The 20993-nt window shown below is 34.4% G+C and carries 16 protein-coding genes; 13 read left to right on the top strand and 3 right to left on the bottom strand.

Features of this window, described 5'->3' with window-relative positions; genetic code table 11:
* Positions 1-15: 15 nt before the first annotated feature.
* From ACFSRZ_RS08670 to ACFSRZ_RS08645, 6 genes are all read left to right on the top strand, one after another.
* Entirely contained in the window at positions 16-1791 is a 1776-nt protein-coding gene (locus ACFSRZ_RS08670; RefSeq protein ID WP_379666155.1) for an AMP-dependent synthetase/ligase, read from the top strand.
* Positions 1792-2073: 282 nt separating this feature from the next.
* Positions 2074-3084: an alpha/beta hydrolase gene (locus tag ACFSRZ_RS08665; RefSeq protein WP_379666154.1), complete on the top strand. Its 1011-nt coding sequence runs from the start codon at positions 2074-2076 to the stop codon at positions 3082-3084.
* Positions 3085-3296: 212 nt separating this feature from the next.
* Positions 3297-4124 (top strand): hypothetical protein, encoded by an 828-nt coding sequence (locus tag ACFSRZ_RS08660; RefSeq protein WP_379666153.1) that lies wholly within the window; start codon positions 3297-3299, stop codon positions 4122-4124.
* Positions 4125-4275: 151 nt separating this feature from the next.
* A complete protein-coding gene (locus ACFSRZ_RS08655) occupies positions 4276-4965 on the top strand; it encodes a nitroreductase family protein (protein ID WP_379666152.1) in 690 nt (229 codons plus the stop codon).
* Positions 4966-5274: 309 nt separating this feature from the next.
* Positions 5275-6927 carry a trypsin-like peptidase domain-containing protein gene (locus tag ACFSRZ_RS08650; RefSeq protein ID WP_379666151.1) on the top strand — a complete coding sequence of 551 codons (1653 nt, stop codon included), beginning with the start codon at positions 5275-5277 and terminating at the stop codon, positions 6925-6927.
* The gene (locus tag ACFSRZ_RS08645) at positions 6920-8389 is read left to right on the top strand and encodes a hypothetical protein (RefSeq protein WP_379666150.1); all 1470 of its coding nucleotides are present in this window, start codon (positions 6920-6922) and stop codon (positions 8387-8389) included. The genes ACFSRZ_RS08650 and ACFSRZ_RS08645 overlap by 8 nt, the downstream gene beginning before the upstream one ends.
* A gap of 26 nt (positions 8390-8415) precedes the next feature.
* On the opposite strand, the gene msrA is transcribed toward ACFSRZ_RS08645, so the two are convergent.
* The gene (gene msrA, locus ACFSRZ_RS08640) at positions 8416-9066 is read right to left on the bottom strand and encodes a peptide-methionine (S)-S-oxide reductase MsrA (RefSeq protein WP_379666149.1); all 651 of its coding nucleotides are present in this window, start codon (positions 9064-9066) and stop codon (positions 8416-8418) included.
* Positions 9067-9206: 140 nt separating this feature from the next.
* Between msrA and ACFSRZ_RS08635 the strand changes: the two genes are divergently transcribed.
* Positions 9207-10928: a DNA polymerase III subunit gamma/tau gene (locus ACFSRZ_RS08635; protein WP_379666148.1), complete on the top strand. Its 1722-nt coding sequence runs from the start codon at positions 9207-9209 to the stop codon at positions 10926-10928.
* On the opposite strand, the gene ACFSRZ_RS08630 is transcribed toward ACFSRZ_RS08635, so the two are convergent.
* Positions 10923-12746: a cation:proton antiporter gene (locus tag ACFSRZ_RS08630; protein WP_379666147.1), complete on the bottom strand. Its 1824-nt coding sequence runs from the start codon at positions 12744-12746 to the stop codon at positions 10923-10925. The two genes, ACFSRZ_RS08635 and ACFSRZ_RS08630, sit on opposite strands and share 6 nt — an antisense overlap.
* Before the next feature lie 119 nt (positions 12747-12865).
* On the opposite strand from ACFSRZ_RS08630, the gene ACFSRZ_RS08625 reads away from it, so the two are divergent.
* The 4 genes from ACFSRZ_RS08625 to ACFSRZ_RS08610 are packed head-to-tail and all read left to right on the top strand — an operon-like array spanning position 12866 to position 16910.
* Positions 12866-13699 (top strand): universal stress protein, encoded by an 834-nt coding sequence (locus tag ACFSRZ_RS08625; RefSeq protein ID WP_379666146.1) that lies wholly within the window; start codon positions 12866-12868, stop codon positions 13697-13699.
* Positions 13699-15891 carry a SulP family inorganic anion transporter gene (locus ACFSRZ_RS08620; protein ID WP_379666145.1) on the top strand — a complete coding sequence of 731 codons (2193 nt, stop codon included), beginning with the start codon at positions 13699-13701 and terminating at the stop codon, positions 15889-15891. The genes ACFSRZ_RS08625 and ACFSRZ_RS08620 overlap by 1 nt, the downstream gene beginning before the upstream one ends.
* The gene (gene miaE, locus ACFSRZ_RS08615; protein ID WP_379666144.1) at positions 15892-16473 is read left to right on the top strand and encodes a tRNA-(ms[2]io[6]A)-hydroxylase; all 582 of its coding nucleotides are present in this window, start codon (positions 15892-15894) and stop codon (positions 16471-16473) included.
* A complete protein-coding gene (locus tag ACFSRZ_RS08610) occupies positions 16473-16910 on the top strand; it encodes a DUF4268 domain-containing protein (RefSeq protein WP_379666143.1) in 438 nt (145 codons plus the stop codon). Before miaE ends, ACFSRZ_RS08610 begins: the two co-directional genes overlap by 1 nt.
* A 50-nt stretch (positions 16911-16960) precedes the next feature.
* Here ACFSRZ_RS08610 and ACFSRZ_RS08605 read toward each other — a convergent pair whose 3' ends face one another.
* Positions 16961-17296: a DUF4870 domain-containing protein gene (locus ACFSRZ_RS08605; RefSeq protein ID WP_379666142.1), complete on the bottom strand. Its 336-nt coding sequence runs from the start codon at positions 17294-17296 to the stop codon at positions 16961-16963.
* A gap of 97 nt (positions 17297-17393) precedes the next feature.
* Between ACFSRZ_RS08605 and mnmE the strand changes: the two genes are divergently transcribed.
* Together mnmE and ACFSRZ_RS08595 are read left to right on the top strand one after the other, a co-directional pair.
* Positions 17394-18785 carry a tRNA uridine-5-carboxymethylaminomethyl(34) synthesis GTPase MnmE gene (gene mnmE / locus ACFSRZ_RS08600; protein WP_379666141.1) on the top strand — a complete coding sequence of 464 codons (1392 nt, stop codon included), beginning with the start codon at positions 17394-17396 and terminating at the stop codon, positions 18783-18785.
* 406 nt (positions 18786-19191) lie between these two features.
* On the top strand, positions 19192-20631 hold the full coding sequence (locus ACFSRZ_RS08595; protein WP_379666140.1) for a serine hydrolase: 1440 nt from the start codon (positions 19192-19194) through the stop codon (positions 20629-20631).
* The last annotated feature ends 362 nt before the right edge of the window (positions 20632-20993 follow it).

Genomic DNA, 20993 nt, shown 5'->3' with positions numbered 1-20993 from the left:
ACACACACAGAATATATGTCTACAGAGATCACTCGATTATTCGACTTTCCTTATTATGCCCAAAAAAAATACAATTTGGAGAAAACCCTAGTTACCAAATATGGTGATAAGTGGGTAGCCACTTCTAATGATGAATATATCAATAAAGCCAATAAAATAAGTAGGGCTTTGTTGAGATTAGGTGTACAACCGAATGATAAGATCGCAGTTATCTCTACAAATAACAGAACTGAATGGAATGTAGTAGATATAGGAATTCTACAGATTGGAGCACAAAACGTTCCTATCTACCCTACTATTTCTAAAGAGGATTATGAATATGTTCTTAATCATTCAGAATCTATCTATTGTTTTGTTTCTGATGAGACTATTCTTGAAAAGTTAAATCAGATCAAAGGAAATACGAAACTAAAAGACATTTTCACCTTTGATGAAATAGCGGGAGAAAAGAATTGGAAAGAAGTTCTTGAATTAGGATCGGATGACAGCAATCAAAATGAAGTTGAAGAGAGAAAGAATGCTGTTGATAAAGATGATTTGGCTACATTAATATACACCTCAGGAACTACCGGTAGGCCTAAAGGAGTAATGCTTTCTCACTGGAATATTGTTTCCAATGTGCTTGCCAGTGAAAAAAGAGTTCCTCTAAACCAAGGAAATGCTGTGGCTTTGAGTTTCTTACCTGTATGTCACATCTTTGAGCGTATGATTCTCTATTTATATCAACTCTGTGGTGTGGAGATTCATTTTGCCGAGTCGATAGAAAAGATGAGTGATAACTTAAAAGAAGTAAGACCACACGTAATGACAGCCGTTCCTAGGTTGTATGAAAAAGTGTTTGATAAGATATATGGTCGTGGTGAAGAACTTTCCGGATTCAAGCAGAAATTATTCTACTGGGCTATTGAAATTGCCTTAAAATACAAACCGTATGGTGCAAATGGTTGGCTATACGAAAGAAAGCTAAAGATTGCTCAAAAGCTTATTTTCTCAAAAATAAAAGCCGGGTTAGGCGGACGTTTAGACCTGATGGTATCAGGAAGTGCAGCCTTACAACCAAGGCTTACTCGTTTCTTTGCTGCTGCAGGAATGCCAATCATGGAAGGTTACGGATTAACAGAAACTTCTCCGGTAATCTCAGTAAACGATCAAAGAAACAAAGGATTTAAAATAGGTACAGTTGGAAGAATTATTGATGGTGTTGAAGTAAAAATAGCCGAAGATGGAGAGATCTTAGCTAAAGGACCTAATATCATGCAAGGATATTATAAAGATCCTGAAAAATCAGCTGAAGTTCTTAAGAATGGATATTTCCATACCGGAGATAAAGGAGAGGTTGATGAAGGTGGTTTCTTAAAAATCACAGGGCGTACCAAAGAAATGTTTAAAACATCCGGAGGAAAATATGTAGTTCCTCCATTATTAGAAGGAGAATTAAAACAATCTCGTTTCATAGAACAAGTAATGGTTGTGGGTGAAGGTGAAAAAATGCCTGCGGCTATTATTCAACCTAATTTTGTTTTCATTCAAGATTGGATAGATCGTAAAGATCATTCGATAGGAAAATCTTGTGAAGAGATTGCCGCCTCACAAATTGTCATCGACAGAATTCAAAGAGAAGTTGATGAGTGCAATAAGAATTTTGGTAAGTGGGAACAGATTAAAAAATTTGAACTAACACCGGAAGAATGGTCTATTGATGGTGGACAATTAACTCCAACCATGAAGATGAAACGAAAGATTATTAAAGAGATTTATAAAGACCTTTATGAGAAGATATACAGAGATTAAGGAAAAACGCTACATATTGTAGCGTTTTTTTTATTATCTTAGTAGTGATCTTTAACTTGTTAGTTAACACATTTTTAAATTTTAAACATGTGTTGTCCCTGTGCTATTTTTCCTTATATTTGCACAAAATTTCCAGAAGCCTATATAAAAAGAGCTTCGTCCCCAGGAAAATTTTAGGTAGACGCCCCTTAGTTTACTGATTATTGAAACTATACTCCCAAAGTAAACAACCCTAAAATTAGATATAAGGATAGTGTAACGCTTAATTATATTTAATAAGAAATGAAAGCCATGATGCTAATGGTGCTATTGTATATAGCTCCGTTAAGTTATGCTCAGACCGTTTTCTCTCATGAAAGAGAGATTGGGGATAAGGACAGTTATGTCTTTAGTGAGATTGATTTTATTAATAAGAGTGATAACTTGAAGTTGTCAGGGACGTTTATTGCCCCAAAATCGACCTACAAAAAAGTTGTCATCATACTTCCCGGATCTGGTAAAGACACCAGAAATTCCCATTATAAATTAGCGGAAGAATTTCTCAAGAATAACATCGCTGTATATCGTTTTGACGAGCGTGGTGTTGGAAAATCACAAGGAAAATTTACAACCGCTATCTCAGGCCTCACCTACGATCTTGCTTATGCCATCAAACACTTACGATCTTTATCAACTCTAAAGAACAAGCAGATTGGCGTCTTAGGACATAGCCTTGGTGGAATGGCCTCTATTGTGACTCATCAGATCATAAGTGATCCTGAAAACCAAATCGATTTTTTAATTCAAATTGCATCTCCTGTTAAAAGTTTTTCAGATGCATCAAGATATCAAATACAAACCCTTCCTAATTATCAAGTAAAGAACAGATCTAAAAAAGAACTTGTAAGCTTACTTGATACCCTAGTGTACATCACTAATCAGAATAAATATTCTTCTATTAGTGATACGGCCCTCAGAGAAAAAGGAATTCAAGCCATCAAAAAAAGAGGTTTTGAATTGCAAGACATTAAATTCTGGAGCTACACACACATAGATTTATACAAACACGATTATGAAGAAGCGTACAAGCAACTTCAGATTCCGACTATTTACCTTATTGGAAGTAAGGATAAATATGTAGACCCCATCTCGGAAGTAAATCGTTTAAAACAAATCAAAAATCCCCTAATCACTGTTAAGGTATTGGACAATTTAAACCACTACCTGACCTCGGGAACATTGAATGCTGATGTTTTATACAACATCGACAAAAGTGCTACCGAAACAATAATGAACTGGATAGAAAAAATCTAATAGACCTACCTCCTAAGTAAGGTTTTAAGTTCATGGAAATGACGATCACATACCCTCCTAAAAATGTGACGTTGTATTGAGTTTTTCAAAGCTTCAATACAAAGAATACACATAACGTCCCCAAGATTTGTAATGGTTTGTACAGGCTAAACCCCTATTGGTTTGGCCTGCTGCGAACCGATAAAATAATGTTAATCCTAAAATTAAATATTATGAAAACTATTTTTAAATTCTTGGCGATCACGGCACTGGTAAGTGCGGTATCATTCGCAAATGCTCAGAAGAGCAATCAACAAGGAGTAAGTATTGGAATGGATCTCCAGCCTATACTTCAAATCGACATGACAGCTCCGGAGATGATCAACTTTGTTTTTGACGAAAAGAGCAAGTATTACAAGGGTATTACTCACAATGCTGCTACGGTAATTAAAGTAACTTCTACAGTAAAGTGGGATCTTTATGCTGTGGGAAGATCAACTGGTAAGAGTCCAAACGGAAGTACTTTTTGGGATCAGGAAGAAAGCTACAAATCAACTGTAAATTCAGTTGCAGACATTCCTTTAAGCTTAGTTGAATTAAGACAACGTCAAGTAAACAATGGTGTTACAAATAGTAATGCTCTTTATCCAGATTACAGTCAAAGCTTTGCTGATCCTTTTAGAGCCAATGGAGGAAACAGCTTGTATGTAAGTCCAAATGGAACGCCTACTCCACCTAACAGAACCGGAAAATACATTGCCGGACATAGCGGTATTTCAGATGACATCACAAACGGATATATGCCGGCAGGAAGTTACATCTCAGATAATGGAATCGGAACCAATTTTGAATTTGTCATGGATTATAGAATTCTACCCGGATTCCCGGCAATTTTCCCAAATGCTTTCAATGCTGATGCTTCTGTTGCAGAAAACATCGTTTCTTCTGCCAATGCAAACTCAGTATTAGTTGGGGGTGCTTCAGGTAATGGAAATTCTGCTCATGCAGAACCCGGAGTATATACAATGACAGTACAGTACGTTCTATTGGAAGATCAATAGAACATTAAAACATAGTACACCTTAGGTGTACCAACAGAACTACACGTTTTTTTCGTGTGGCATAAATATTTATATTTATTAGGATTGTAGGGCGTCACTCTCGTGGCGCCTTTATTTTTTTATCTTTAGGTCTTTAAATATTTGGCATTTTATGGTAGCAGATTCAATTCAAATCAACGGTTATACACATATCATTCACAATAGTGATCTTATTTCAGAAGAACAATCCTTACAAAACAGTGAAGCCTTTTTTAGGTTTCTCGATAGTAGAAGGTCAGTTCGAGATTTCTCAGACCGCCCGGTTGCTAAAGAACTTATTGAGAATTTGATCAAGAGTGCTTCTACAGCACCTTCCGGTGCTCATAAACAACCTTGGACTTTTTGCGCAGTATCAAATAGCGAGTTAAAAAGTAAAATTCGAGTAGCTGCTGAAATTGAAGAAAAAGAAAACTATGAGAACAGAATGAGTGAGCGATGGAAAAAAGATCTTGCTCCTTTGGCAACAGACATGCACAAACCTTTTTTGGAAACTGCTCCTTGGTTGATCATTGCTTTTAAAAAGGTTTATGAATTTGATGAAACTGGTGCCAAGCACAATAATTACTATGTAAATGAATCTATAGGAATTTCATGTGGCATGCTTATTTCTGCTATTCATGATGCTGGTTTAGTTACCTTAACCCATACTCCCAGTCCCATGAATTTTCTTTCTAAAATTCTAGATCGCCCCAAAAACGAAAGAGCCTTTTTATTACTTCCTGTCGGATATCCTAAAGATCCTGCTTATGTTCCCGATCTTAAACGAAAAGAATTGGAAGATGTAGCCATCTTTTTCGAGTAAAACTTTTAAAAGACAACAAATTAGATACATAAATCCGCATTTTTAAATGTGGTTTTATGCATTTTCTCCTGCATACGATTTCATAAATTTGCGTACTCAATTAACCAAACTCAAACTCTTGTTCAATTCTTACTATCTCCCTGTTTGGTAGGAAAACAGAGTACTAACAAATAGACTCCAGTAATGGGGTCTATTTTATTTGCAACATATTGAAAATCAGTGAAAAGTGCAGAAATACGCATTTTAAACTGCAGAAATGCGCAAATTCAAGAAATTGAACCTCCATAACTTTATGGAAATCAAAATGTTGTGAACAAGTTTTTTCTTTTTTTAAAGAAGTATCAAGCCCCCTTTTTCATCATCATTGGTTTGGTGATTGGGATTCTATTGGCCAATTTTATCAAGGTACATAATACCTCTGTATTTTCTATAAATAGTGCTCTTATCTACGCCATTGTTATCATAGCTGTCTTGGTGCTTGTCTTTTCTATGTTTGCAGGATTGAAAAGTAAATCTGATGCCAAACACGCATTAGGATTGCCCGTTGGATCTGTTAGAGCCATTATAGCATTGGCTGTAACTGTACTATTCATACTAACTGCCGTTTACTTTTATCAAACAGTAGGTGATAAAGAAAGATTAAAGCTAGCCGAAAATATACTTACCATATTAGGAACCTTAGTTGTAGCGGTTTCTGCCTTTTATTTTAGTGCCAAAGCCACACAACAAGGGGTTGATGTTGCTACTAAAGTCTTTGCCAATTCCAATCAATTTTTTGGGAAGACTCCAATTGAAGCCATTCAGGATGCCATTAATAAAAATAAAGCTGATTGGAAGAAAAAATACAACTGTGAAGATGTTAAGCTAGGTAAAAAAGAATCCGATGGAGATAAGTTTGATATGAACTGCATTGTCTTTATCGTTGCTAAAAAAGCTGAACAATCAGATACTTCTGTACAGATTCCTAAATTTATTTCACATACCTATCAAGAAAAAACCTATCAGATTCCAACAGATATTAGAGAAAAGAAAGAAGAAAAGCCTGTAACCCTTGATGTTATTGAAAATCTAATAGAGACGCATGAAGACGAATGGTTGAAAAAATTTAACGCTGACTCAGTAATGGCTGCTCTTAAGGTAGAAAAAGGTCAAACAAAGAAAATTCCTTGTCTACAATTCTCTGTTGCAAACAAACAAGATCAATCTCAAACTCAACACAAAGATATTCCTGATTTTATACATGTAGATGGGTATAAGGTCCCTACAGATGTATTAGAGGAAGACATGCCTACTCAAGATTCTTCTTCCATTCAATTAGGCGATGGCATTTACAGAGAAGGCACCAACTCTATTGGTACATTAGGATTAAAAGTATATAAAACAGATGATGATGGCAATCAGACAGATTATCTTCTAAGCTGTTATCATGTTTTCTGTAGTGTTGAATTAAATAATAACCAAACAACCACATTTGATCCTTCGAGTGGGCAAAAAGGAATCTTTTCTGAAAAAGGAGATATTAAGTTAGGGGAAGTAACTCAAGGCTATTTGGATAATTATATGGATGCCGCTTTATGTAAAATTGATTCGAATATTAATTTATCACCTAAAATTAAGTCCTTCACTAGATCTCCAAAAAGAGGAATTCGAATCATTTCTACTGATGATGTAATGAATGAAATTTCTGTTTTTTCTCATAGTTACACAGAAAGCAGAAAAGTAACTGGAAAAATAGTGGCAAGAAAGACAAATAAATGGGTTACAATTAATGGGTATGACTATTATTTTAAAGATGTTATTCCTGTTACAAAAATATCTAATCATGGAGATTCTGGCTCTGCTGTATTAGACAGCTACGGAAAAGTAATAGGTATTGTTTTTGCTTCAAATGATCTCAAATCATACATAATTCCAATATCAGAAATTTTAATCAACTTTAATTTAAAAATTCATCATGTATAATTTTAATTTTCAACCAAAGCGAATTGTATTTGTCATACTATTAGTCTCTTGTTTTTTTACTTACGCACAAGAAAACTCAGTATTTAACATTACAAAAGCTGAAAACGATGCAAGTCAAAAAATAATTGAGGATATTAACTATGAAAAACTTTCAGATACCGAATTTGTCATTAAAGGAACTCCTAATGAGACAGAATCAGATAAGTTTACACTTGAAGTCACCAAAATCATTTCAGATAATCAAGAAATTTATAGTTCTAAAATCTCTAATCTCAATTCTTTAATTGACCAAACTAGAAGCAATTACGATAGTTCTAATAATTCTGCATCTTTTAAAATCTCAGGAGCCAGTGACTTAAATGAAATTTTAAAAAGTAAAGGAGCAAGAATTTACTATACTATAAAATATACAGGTGGTGCATCTTATGGATTATTAGACGCCAATAAAACTTACTCTTCTTCATTTGATATAAATCCTGTTGAAAAAGTAGTGGTAAGAAAGAACTTTAGTCCACTAGAAATAATGGAAGCAGCAATAACTTATGTTGATAATAACTATTCTAATAAATATCATGATAAGAAAAGGAATTTATACCTCAAAGACAATATTGTTCATATTTTCATTGATGAGAATGGAAACTTGATTAAAACAGGTTTACCTACTACTGCTACTAAAAAATATTTATATCAATTACACTTACTTGTTGAGCAAGGAAACATTAATAAAGCTCAATATAAGTTCCAAATAGACGGGGAGTTTAAACCAACATTTAATATCAACGATACTTCCAATACAGAAGGGAATTCTCTAGTAAAAGAAGATGGGGCAAAAAACAAACCAAAAATCATTGATATAACATATTCTGTTAATGGCCCCTATACAGATAAGTTTGATATAAAATTATACAAATATGAAAATGCTAAAGAAGTTGAGAAGTTGTTAGATCATGAAGTAAAAATAGCCAAGTCATATCAAGTTTCTATATCAACAGGTTTATTCTCATCTACTCTAAAAAACCCTGAGAATATTCAAAAAATTGCCTTAGCATCTGGAGATTCAACCTTAGTAGCCGATAACCCTAATTCTAGAGGCGCTATTACTTTAATGGCTACTTTTTACCCTAGGGAAAGGAGTTTTTTATTTCCACCAGACAGAAATACCCCTTTTATGGATAGAATAGGTATTCAGGTGGGAACTCAAGTGAATGATAAACTTACTGAAAACTTTTTCTTAGGATTGTCATATGACATCACATGGGGAAGTTCCATCTCTGCCGGAGTGCATTATGGAAGAAGAAATTATATCGCAGGAAAAGAAGATTTTGATTTCGGCACCGAAATCTTTGATCTGCCTGAATTGGTCATCAAAAAAGAATGGCAAGCCGGATTCTATTTTGGTGTGGTCATAGATACTAGAGTTGCATTTAAGCTTATCTCCAGTCTAGCAGGAAGTAATGATTAATAAAAAAGCCGCTCAAAGCGGCTTTTTTAATGGTCTTTCTTTAAGAGATGTGGAAACTTTTTCTTGAATCGATTTAGTCTAGGAATCGATACATTTCTCACATAGCTATTATTAGGGTTGCGCCTTTCATAATTCTGATGATAGGCTTCTGCCTCATAAAATTTCTTGTGCTTGGTAACCTCAGTTACTATTTTACCGTTGTATTTTTCTTTGTTTAACTTTTTAATGGCGTCTTCAATGATCCTCTTTTCTCTATCGCTATCGTAAAAAGCAATAGATCTATATTGAGTTCCATAATCGGGATGTTGACCGTTCTTAGTTGTTGGGTTGTGTGATCCAAAGAATACATCAACCAATGTTTTAAAACTCACTTTTTGAGGGTCGTAATAAACAGCCACCGTCTCTGCATGCCCCGTTCTCCCTGTTCCAATAGATTTATATGTTGGATTGTCTGTATGACCTCCTGCATATCCTGATATAGCCTCACTAACTCCTTCTACACTTTCAAAGATTGCTTCTACACACCAAAAACAACCACTAGCAAAATAAGCTACCTTATCTTTCTCTACAACTTCTTTTACTTTTAACGAATTGCGATGCTCTTTTACAGAAAACGCAAATGATACACTGATATAAGCAGTGATCAAAATCACAAAAACTAATTTTAAGATCTTCATAATACCTCTATTTTTAACATCAGTCTCAAAAAAAGTAAAAACCCTACAATTGTTTACAACTTTATTATTTTGTTGAGAAACCTTATTGTAAATCCTATTGCAGATACTTACTTTTGTTTGTACAAAGATAAGTATACTGGATGGAGCATTTTATCGTTTCTGCACGTAAATACAGACCTCAAAATTTTTCTGATGTTGTTGGACAACAAGCTATTACTAATACGCTTGAAAATGCAATTAAAAACAACCATCTGGCTCAGGCATTATTATTTACCGGGCCAAGAGGAGTTGGAAAGACATCTTGTGCCAGAATCTTAGCCAAAAGGATCAATCAAGAAGACAGTACTTCAGAAGATGAAGATTTTGCTTTTAACATCTTTGAGTTGGATGCAGCATCCAATAATTCTGTTGATGATATCAGAAGTTTGACTGATCAGGTACGTATTCCTCCTCAAACAGGAAAATACAAAGTGTATATCATTGATGAGGTTCACATGTTATCTCAAGCGGCCTTTAATGCTTTTTTAAAGACTCTTGAAGAACCTCCTGCTCATGCTATTTTCATTTTGGCAACTACAGAAAAACACAAGATCATTCCTACAATCTTATCTCGTTGTCAAATCTTTGATTTCAAAAGGATCACTGTTCTCGATGCAAAGAACTATTTAAAGACCATTTGTGAGAAAGAGAATATCACAGCTGATGACGATGCTTTGCATATAATTGCACAAAAAGCAGACGGAGCTATGCGTGATGCACTGTCTATCTTTGATAGAGTTGTAAGTTTTTCCGGAAATAACCTAACGAGAGAAGCAGTAACTCAAAACTTAAATGTATTGGATTACGATACTTATTTTGAAATGACTGACCTTTTGTTGAGCAATAAAATTCCGGATGTTTTAAATCATTTCAACACTATCTTATCCAAAGGATTTGAAGGGCATCACTTTATCAATGGTCTTGCGTCTCACTTTAGAGATCTGTTAGTAGCCAAAGACAAGGCTACTGTAGACTTATTGGAAGTGGGTGACAATGCGAAGAAGAAATATTTAGATCAATCTACAAAGGCTGGAATTCCTTTTCTGATAAAGGCTATTGATAAGGCCAATGAATGTGATCTGAATTACAGAGCTAGTAAAAATCAACGTTTGTTAGTAGAACTTACTTTAATGCAAATTGCCTCTATCACTTTTGATGGAGAAAAAAAAAAGTCAGCTAACTACATAATTCCTGCAACTTTCTTTACGGCATTGAGTCCGGCTGCCAAAGAGGTCTCTAAAACTACGAAACCACAAAAGTCTGTAGAAAAACCTGTTTTAAAAACACCTCAGGTTACTGAAGCTCCTAAAACAGAAACTGCTGCTAAGAGTAATGTTTCTAAGACTCCTTCTTTGAGAAACGTTCAAAGAAGACCTTCTGCTTTTTCACTAAAGAGCATTCACGAAAAGAAAAAAACTACAAAAAAAGTAGAGGAAGAGAATTTCGACAATCACCCAAAAGATTCTTTTACGCAAGAACAACTGGTTGAGGCATGGACTATCTATCATCAAAAACTGCAAAAGAAAGGTGAGAAAAGTATTGCCGCTATCTTAGCTGCTGATGAACCTACTTTGGAAGAAGGCTTTACTATTCAATTCAGTCTTCCCAATAAGCTTATGGAAGATCAGTTAAAATTTGGAAAGCCTAAGCTGTTAAAACATCTGCGAGAATCACTCAACAACTACGGTATTGTACTAGATGTAGTAGTAAATGAAACAGTAGAAAAGAAGTTTGCTTATACTCCGCTAGAGAAATACAATAAGTTGAAGGAAAAGAATCCTCTTATTGAAAAATTACGAGAATCTTTTCAGCTCGATCTATAAATCCACCTTATTTCCTACATACACCAACTTCGCTTTTTCCGGCGATAGTTCTTTCGATTCAAACTCAGAGATCAAGTAAATATTCTTATCCTTTGTAATTACAAATAAAGGAACAGATTCTATTTGAGCATGTAATTTCTCCAATGTTTGTTGATAATCTTCTTGAGAAGCTACCGGAATTTCATAGATATCCGGATAATCACGTACTGTCTCACTTAAATTGATATAATCGTCTTTAGGCGAAAAGAAAATATTCTTTTGTTCAAAGTCTTGCTCTTTTACCTCACTAGCTGTTGCCAAACGGAAAGCTCCGTGTTCACCAAAAGCTTTAGATAAGTTTTTAAGTGCGTATTCATTTACAGCATCACTACCAGTCATTGCAATCAGGTATCCTATATCATTTAACTCAATATTGTCTGTTAGATCATCATCATAAATATTCACTTCATAAGCTTCCAACCCTTCATTGTTGGCTTTTTCTATGAACATCTTATTGGAATCTATCAATACAATTCTCTTCCCAAATTTTTGTAGATAATCTCCAATCAATCGAGAAGATTTAGAAGCTCCAACAATAAGGATTCCATCTGAGTTTTTTAAGAAGACTCCGGCAACTTTAGCAAACAATCTAGCTGTAGTTGCATTTAATAATACGGTTCCTAAAACGATCATAAACACCAAAGGTGTAATGTACTCTGCTCCTTCTACTCCTTGCTTTACCAGTTTTTCTCCAAATAAAGAAGCAATACCTGCTGCTACAATACCTCGGGGACCTACCCAACTAATGAATAATTTCTCGTTGGTTTTTAGTTTGGATTTATGTGTACTTAAGAATACTGCCAAAGGTCGTATTAAGAATACAACAAGTGCAAATAATCCTGCTGTTTTCCATGTATAGAGCAACATCAGGTCTTTCATATTGATGTTGGCCGCCAATAGAATAAATAAGATAGAGATTAACAATACACTTAAAGACTCTTTAAAATACAGTAGCTCTTTTAAGTTCTTTAGTTTTCCGTTTCCTAATACCATACCCATCACTACAACCGCCAATAAACCGGATTCGTGAGCAAATATCTCAGATTCTACAAATACTAACAGTACTGTAGATAAGGATACTACATTCAATAAATAATGAGGAATCCATTTCTTATTGATCACAAAAGCCAAAGCATGTGCAAAAGTGAATCCAAATGAGGTACCAAACAGTAAGATTTTTCCAAATTCTGTTAAGGCTGTTTTGGTAAAACCACTACCTCCTCCTACACTAATAAATTCAAATACCAATACAGCTACTAAGGCTCCAATAGGGTCGATTAGTATTCCCTCCCATTTTAAAACAGCAGAAACATCCTTCTTTAAAGGTATATTTCTTAAGATTGGTGTAATTACTGTAGGACCGGTTACGATGATCAATGCTGAAAACAAAAAAGACAGTTCCCAACCCAGTTCAAAGATATAATGAGCTAAAATTCCGGCTCCCAGAAAGGTTACAGTAGAACCTAAAGTGATCAACTTGGTTATAACAGGGCCTACGTTTTTAATTTCGCTTCTTTTTAAGGTCAAACCTCCTTCAAAAAGAATGATACTAATAGCTAACGAGACGAAGTAATACAAGCCTTCACCTGGAAACAATCCTTTTTTCCCGTTCCATATAGGTTCAATGTATTTTGATTTATCTTCTGTAAAAAACTCTGCTGCAATTGGGCCTACTAAGAGTCCAATTAATATTAACGGTAAAATAGCCGGGATCTTAAAACGCCATGCAAACCATTGTGCTAAAATCCCTAAAATAATAATTCCTGCTAGCTCTAACATAGTTGAAAACTTAAGAACCTAAAATACAAAAAATCGGTTTCCCTCAGTATTCTCTCGTAAATTTTTGCAGTTTTTTTAAAGTTACTATCTTGTGCCGCTAAGAATTAGAGATCAATCGTTTGAGAAGCATTAAAAAGATACTTATCGGAATCGCTTTTTCACCCAATTTAAAACCCAATATTTTTGAGGCTACTCGACTGGCTAATATGTTTGATGCAGAGTTAGTTGGGGTTCATGTTGGTGAAAAAACAAAGGAGAAAGAGGAACAACTACAACAACTTATTTCAGAAGTTCCTTCGTTAAAAAAATCATTCAAAGCTGTTTGGCAAGAAGGAAAACCTATAGAGGTTATTCTGAAAGCTTGTCAGAATGAGCAGATAGACTTGCTTATTTTGGGAGCTCTTCAGCAAGAAAATCTTTACAAATATTATGTAGGATCTGTTGCAAGGGAACTAACTCGTAAGGCTCCTTGTTCTGTACTTCTTTTAATTAAACCTTCTGTTGAAAGAGTGCTATGCAAACAAATAGTAGTTAACGGATTAGAAGATCATAAAACCAAAGAAACTATAGAAACCTCCTTCTTGATCTCTAAAGGTTTGGATTGTAAAAGAGTTACAATTGTAGAAGAGGTTAGCCAAAAAGAAATTGAAGTAAAAGTTTCTGATGATGCCTCTTTAAGAAAGGCAACATTGCAAAAAGAAAAGATCAAACGTCGTGAAGATTCCAGAGTACAAAAGATTTTGGAAGGTATCGATACAAATGGGATAACTGTAAAAACACAAAGTATCTTTGGAAGGCGCGGTTATTCTATAGGCCATTATGCCAAAGTAAAACGCGCTGATCTTCTTGTGATGAATGCTCCTAAAAAAACCAGATTGATCGATCGTGTTTTTAGACATGATCTGGAATATATTTTATCTGAATTACCCACCGATGTTTTAATTGTAAAATAATGAGGAAAGAAAACGCTGTAAAAACATTTGTAGGTCAAATGCCTCGAAATTTATTTTCAGGATTTGTAGTATCACTTGTAGCATTACCATTAGGGTTAGGACTGGCGCTAGCTTCGGGTGCTCCTCCTATTTCTGGAATCATAGCTGCTATTGTTGGAGGTGTGGTTTGTGCTCTTTTAGGAGGTTCTAATGTTACAATTACCGGACCAGGAAATGGATTGGTAGTTGTGATCTTAAGTGCTATCACTATTTTAGGTAGTGGCGATATGTATCAAGGGTATTTATTTACACTTGCTGCCATTGTTATCTCAGGAATTCTCATGTTTATTTTGGGGATTCTAAGACTTGGTTCTCTTAGTAATTTCTTCCCTTCTTCTGCTATACAAGGAATGTTGGCCGCTATTGGTATTGGAATTTTCGCCAAGCAGATTCATGTAATGTTGGGGAATCTTTCGCTAAAAGGAAGTATTGTAGAGCTTTTGTACCTAGTTCCGCAAGACCTTATGAGCTTTGTGCAAACAGAAAGCGAGAGCGTACTTTATGCGGGTTCTGTAGGAATCATCAGTTTATTAATTATGATCTTCTACAGTAAGATTAGAAACAAGTACTTCCAGTTGGTTCCTGCTCCTATGTGGATCGTGTTCTTTAGTATTGGTCTCTACTACTATTTTGATATGTTCTCTACTAAAGAGTTTCCTATTGAAGAAAGTTTATTGATCAATCTGCCAGATAAGATCTTCGGAGCTTTTCCGCAACCAAATTTTGATAAACTATTAGACTACGACTTTATTAGTGCTGTAATTGCTATTACCCTAATTGCTAGTATAGAATCTTTATTAAGTATCAAAGCTGTAGATAAATTAGACCCTGAAAAAAGACGTTCTAATATTAATAAGGATATTCGCTCTTTAGGAATTGCAACTGTTGTTAGTGGATTCTTAGGCGGGTTGAATGTAGTAACTGTAATTGCCCGTAGTTCTGTAAACGTAAACAACAGAGGTAGCAATCGTTCTGCCAACATGTTCCATGCTGTGTTTTTAGTGCTGTTCATTTTACTTTTTGCAGGAGAATTAAGACATATTCCTCTGTCTGCTTTAGCAGCCATTCTTGTGTATACAGGATATAAACTAGCTTCACCGGAAAATATTCGCAAAACCTTTAAGGTGGGTTACGAACAGCTTATTATCTTCTTGGTGACTCTAGGAACTACTATCTTGACCAATCTGATCACCGGTATTTTAGCTGGTATTGCTATTACTTTTATCATTCATGTTATCATCAATAAAAGTATGGGGCTTTTTGTGAGAAACCTCTCTAAGCCTAATGTTTTGATGTTTAAAGAGGATGATAAATACTATGTAAGTGTAGAAAATTTTTCAAGTTTCTTAAACTATACCAAACTAAAGAAAAAGTTAGATCAAATTCCGGAAGATGAAGATGTGATCATTGATTTTTCTTTGTGTGATTTTGTGGATCACTCGGTCATGGAAAACGTCAATAGTTATTCGGAAAGTTTCAAAAGAAAAGGTGGTCATTTTGAAGTTGTAGGTTTGGATGGATACAAATCAGGAAGTCAACATCCATTTGCAATGAGAAAGCTAGAAACAGAGAAACCTAAAGGGAAAGAGCAATCGTTAACAAAGCGTCAGAAATCGCTACAGAAGATTAGTGAAGAGCTTCACTGGAAATATGAAGCTGATTATCAAAATGACATCAAAGAACTACCTGAGTTTGGTTATTTTAAAACAAAGCAAATCGATAAGGTTTCTAATATTTTAACCAACAGCCAATGTACCTTATTTGATATTGTCTATTCTGAGGGAGAATTGATTGCCAAGCAAAAGATCAAAGCAACTATGCTCTATATAGAGCTAGATACGCTTATCCCTGAGTTTACTTTGGATAGAGAAGGTATTTTTGAATACATCATTCACTTTGCCGGGTTTAAAGACATCAATATGGAAGCGCATCCCGATTTTTCGAAACGCTTCTATCTTTCTGGAAAAAATGAAGAAAAGATTCGAGAATTCTTTAACGATGAACTAATTTTGTTCTTTGAAAGCAACAAATATTATCATATCGAATCCAACGAAAGAGGATTGCTCATTATCGGAAATGAGCGTTTAGCCGGAGTCAAAGAGATCAAAGCTATGGCCGATTTTGGAATTCGATTGACACAAATTATTTCATAAATGCTGGGACTGAAATTTGAAACGGAAACTTCTTGGGTAGAAGTAGCTCAAAACGGATTGCAACAATTATTAACAGATCATGCTTTTGCAGAGCAAAAAGCGGCTTCCAATGCTGTATCTATTATCATTAATTATTCTGAAGAGACTCCTTTGGTAAAAGACATGAGTGATATTGCTATTGAAGAAATGGAGCATTTTAGAATGGTTCATGATCTAATGGTAAGTAGAGGAATGGTATTGGGAAAGGCTACAAAAAATGATTACGCATTAAACCTTCAAAAGTTCTTTCCTCACACGAGCAATAGAACTGAAGCTTTGGTACATCGCTTGTTAGTTGCGGCTTTGATCGAGGCAAGAAGTTGTGAGCGTTTTAAAGTTTTTTCTGAAAATATGGATGATGAAGAGCTTTCTACGTTCTACAAAGATTTGATGGTGTCTGAAGCAAATCACTACACTCTTTTCTTAGGATATGCCAGACAGTATATGGATCGTGAGATTGTTGATAAGAAATGGCATGACCTTTTGGCTTTTGAGGCAGAAATGATGAAATCTCGCGGTACAATTGCTAAAGTTCACGGATAATGTTCAGCAAGGAAGAATCTGCTAGAATACGTCAAGAATTTTGGACAAGTTTTGGGAAATCCTTCCCTAGAAAATGGTTGCTCTACAACACTAAGATCAAAGGTTTCTCTTTTAAGTTTGTTGCCGATCGCAAAAAGGCTATGGTTTGCTTAGATTTAGAACACAATGATGAGATTGCTAATCAGCTTTTGTATGATCAATTACTTTCCTTAAAAACCATCCTAACCAATGAATATCTTCCTGAAGTAATCTATGATGATTCGTATGAGTTAGATAGTGGAAAAGTTATTCATAGAATCTATGTGAATCACACTGAAAAATTTAGCATTCATAATAAAAATACTTGGAGAGATTGTTATGAGTTCTTTATGGATACCATGCCGCAGTTTGAGCTCTTCTTTTACGAGTATGAAGATTTTATTAAAAGCGCTTTATAAATAAAAAAACGCCCCGGCAAGGGCGTTTTTCACTCCTAATTCAAATATATTTAAAGAAACTGAATGCTTAATGGATAGTTCGGTTCCTCTTCGTTACTCGCTCTAATGGCATTGATGATTGGAAAGATCAAATAGAAAATTCCAATAACTAAAAATCCTATCAATCCTAATCCGAAGAAAATAACCATTGGAATACAGATCAATAGATAGATAAACATACTGATCCTAAAATTTAGGATTGCTCTTCCGTGTTTATCCATATCAATTACTTCATCTTTCTTTACTAACCACAAGATCAACGGAACAATAAACCCTCCTATTCCGGTAAAAAGGTCTATAAATTGACTCAAGTGGGTTAACACGATTAATTGTTTATCTTTTCTCATTTCAATAACAGTTGGTTCTATTAAATAGACGGAGAATTCTTCCTTTTGTTACAATTTTCTCTTCTAAAAACTCAATTTAGCTCAGTATATTTGTCCCATGATTCCAAATGACACTATTATTGCCTTGGCTACACCTGCTGGTGTAGGTGCTATTTCTGTAATTCGATTATCGGGAGAACAATCTATAGAGCTGGTCTCTCAATTCTTTAGATCTGTTCGAGGTAAAGAACTCAAGCAACAAAAGACACATACCATACATTTGGGTCATATTGTAAATGACAACAGAGTAATTGATGAAGTATTGGTTTCTGTTTTTAAGAACCCTCATTCCTATACCGGAGAAAATGTAGTAGAGATCTCATGTCACGGTTCTAGTTATATTCAGCAAGAGATCATACAATTGTTCTTGAAAAATGGATGCCGTATGGCAGACAATGGTGAGTTTACCATGCGTGCTTTTCTGAATGGTAAAATGGATCTTTCGCAGGCTGAAGCTGTTGCTGATGTGATTGCTTCCAATTCGGAAGCTTCTCATCAAATGGCTATTCAACAAATGCGAGGCGGAATTACCAATGAATTAAAAGAGTTACGTGGTCAGCTTCTAGATTTTGCTGCTTTGATCGAATTGGAATTGGATTTCTCTGGAGAAGATGTTGAGTTTGCCGACAGAACCAAATTCAAGGAGTTAGTTTTCACAATTTCTTCTGTATTGAAACGCTTGATTGACAGTTTTGCTTTTGGGAATGCTATGAAAAACGGAATTCCTGTTGCTATTATTGGTGAGCCTAACGTAGGAAAATCTACACTGTTGAATGCCTTGTTGAACGAAGAGAAAGCCATTGTTTCTGACATTGCCGGAACCACTCGTGATGCTATTGAAGATGAGTTGATTATTGATGGTGTTGCTTTCCGATTTATTGATACTGCCGGAATTCGAGAAACGGATGATGTTGTTGAGAACATCGGAATTCAAAAAGCTTATGAGAAAGCAGAAAATGCTCAATTAATTATCTTCTTGATCGATTCTAGAAAGTTCTTGGATTCTAAAGAATCATTTGTACAAGAAATTGAAGTTGTGCAACAACGTTTTCCAAACAAACGATTATTGGTTATTGCTAATAAAATTGATTCTTTAGAAGAAACACAAAAAGAAGAGATTCAAGCTGCTTTTGAAGACATTTTACTTCTTTCTGCAAAGCAAAAAATTGGTATTGATACGCTACTGAATGAACTTACTGCTTTGGTAAATAAAGGAGCTTTGAGTAATAACGAAACGATTGTGACTAATTCACGACATTTTGAAGCCTTAAACAATGCTTTAGAAAGCATCTCATCTGTTCAAAATGGGATTGATGCCGAAATCTCCTCAGACCTTTTTGCTATTGATATTCGCGAATGTTTACGTCATTTAGGAAACATTACTGGAGAATACGATGTAGATAAAGACATTCTTGGACATATCTTTTCTAATTTTTGTATTGGGAAATAAAACTTCCTAATTCAAAACTCTGTATACATTACTTTCCGGCAATCACTAACTTTATTGATGTTCAAAGACTGAACTATAATCAATAAAAGATTTAAATTCTATTGTGTAACCGTTGGGGTCATTAACAAAGAAAGACATATGTTCTCCACTTTTGTCTTTAAAAAAAGTTGTCTTTGTAATTAGATCTAACGTCCAATAGTTTACGGTATCATATACTTCTTCCCAGGCCTCATTATCTTAATAGATTTTAATTTTGGCAGGAGTAGTTACTTTATAGAATTTAATTAAATCTTAAAAGTTTGTAACACATTCTAAAATTTGCTGTATACTCATTTTAGTACCACAAATAATATTATTGCTTTTCTTCTAAATCGATAATCTCTTTATTTATAAAAGCTATTAAAAAATGAAAAACTACACTTTAAACATTGCTCTTCTTCTAAGTTTACTATTCATAGTTTCTTGTTCTGAACATAAAGGTTCTCCTGATAAACCAAAACAGGTTCATGAAAAAATAGATCATTATATCTCTTCACTGATTAAGGCAGATGAAATTCCCGGAATGGCAATAGCTGTTGTAAAAGACGGGCAAATCATTCATAAAAAAAATTATGGACTGGCTAATATTGCTCATAATGTACCTGTTACAGACAGTACATTATTTAGAGTTTATTCTACTTCAAAACTCATTACGATTGTCGCTATCTTTCAACTAATAGAAGTCGGAAAAATATCTTTAGATGATCCTATTTCAAAGTATATTGATCACTTACCTGAACTTTGGCAAAACATTAAAATAGAGCATTTAATCTCCTACTCTTCAGGATTACCAGAATACAAAGATTTTGACAGATATCTTTCTGACAAATCAATGCTAGCCAAATTGGCTAAACAAGCTCTTCATTATCCGAAAGGTTATAAGTACGAATATGTTCAAACAAATTTTTGGTTTCTTCAGCTAATTATAGAAAAAATAACAGGCCAAAAGTTTGAAGAATTCGTGAAACAAAACCAATTCAAGAACCATAGCAATCATGTTGTTTTTGCCTCTAACAGTTTAGTCGATATTCCTTTTAGAGTTGCAAAGTATCAATACAACAAAGAATATAATGCTTATGAAAAAACCACGTATGAAGCGGGGCCTCGTTCTCTTGCCGGTAATGGTCTCAATATAAATTTGAACGCATTACTGGACTGGAATACAAAACTTGATAAAGATCAATTGCTAAAGAGAGAAATCAAACTCAAAATGATGTCTCCATATAAATATGAAAACAATCCTTTTCCATTTAGTCATGGCTGGGGAATCTACGGCCCTGAAGGGAAACAATATTACGGTTTCGCCGGTGGTGGAGTAAGCGCATTCATGAAATTCATAGATAAAGACATCAGCATTATTATCCTATCCAATGGATTTAGAAACAGACCTGTAATTAGTGATGCCATTATATATTTATCAGGATTGTCAGATTCTGATTTAATTAGAGAAGAAAGAATGTTAAATGAAGATATTCGTCTAGCTTTCATCTTAAATAATTATACTGATGCTTTGAAAATATATAAAGCTATAAAGCTAAAAAACAACACTCTTAATTTTGAAAGAGGTTTGAATAAAGCGGGACATCATTATTTTTCCAAAGAACAAATAGATACTTCAATTGCTATTTTTAAGTTGTATACTAACGAATATCCCAACTCATCTAATGCATTTAACAATCTTGGAGATGCATACTTTAATAAAAAACAATATGCTTTGGCTAAAGAGAACTATCAAAAATCTTTGGAGTTAAACCCTAAAAATGAAAACGCCAAAGAGATGCTGAATAAACTGGAAAGAGGCATTTAAAAGTTTGATATTTTTCTCTCTTACTGGTATTCTTAATGAATATACAGTTATGAAGGAAGAAGATCCAAAGAAGAACCGATCTCTTCACAAAAATAAAGCAATAGAAAACGAACTTTTACTCCGTCTTAATAAACAATAACCTCAGTATTTACTGAGGTTGTTATATTTTGTATTGGGAAATAGATTAGATTTCCTTTAGCTTACTTGAATTGTACTTTATTTTACGAGTGTGTAATAAAGCTTAGAGAAATACTTTAAATTTTATTTAATACTCTAATAACTTTTTTTTCACATACATATATAGATTGTCACTTAATATTACTGCAAATTTAGTTTTTACAAAAAATTGAATTGATTTCAAA

The sequence above is a fragment of the Pseudotenacibaculum haliotis genome, assembly GCF_042684245.1.
Classification (GTDB): domain Bacteria; phylum Bacteroidota; class Bacteroidia; order Flavobacteriales; family Flavobacteriaceae; genus Polaribacter; species Polaribacter haliotis_A.
This window is presented reverse-complemented; position numbering and strand designations above follow the sequence as displayed.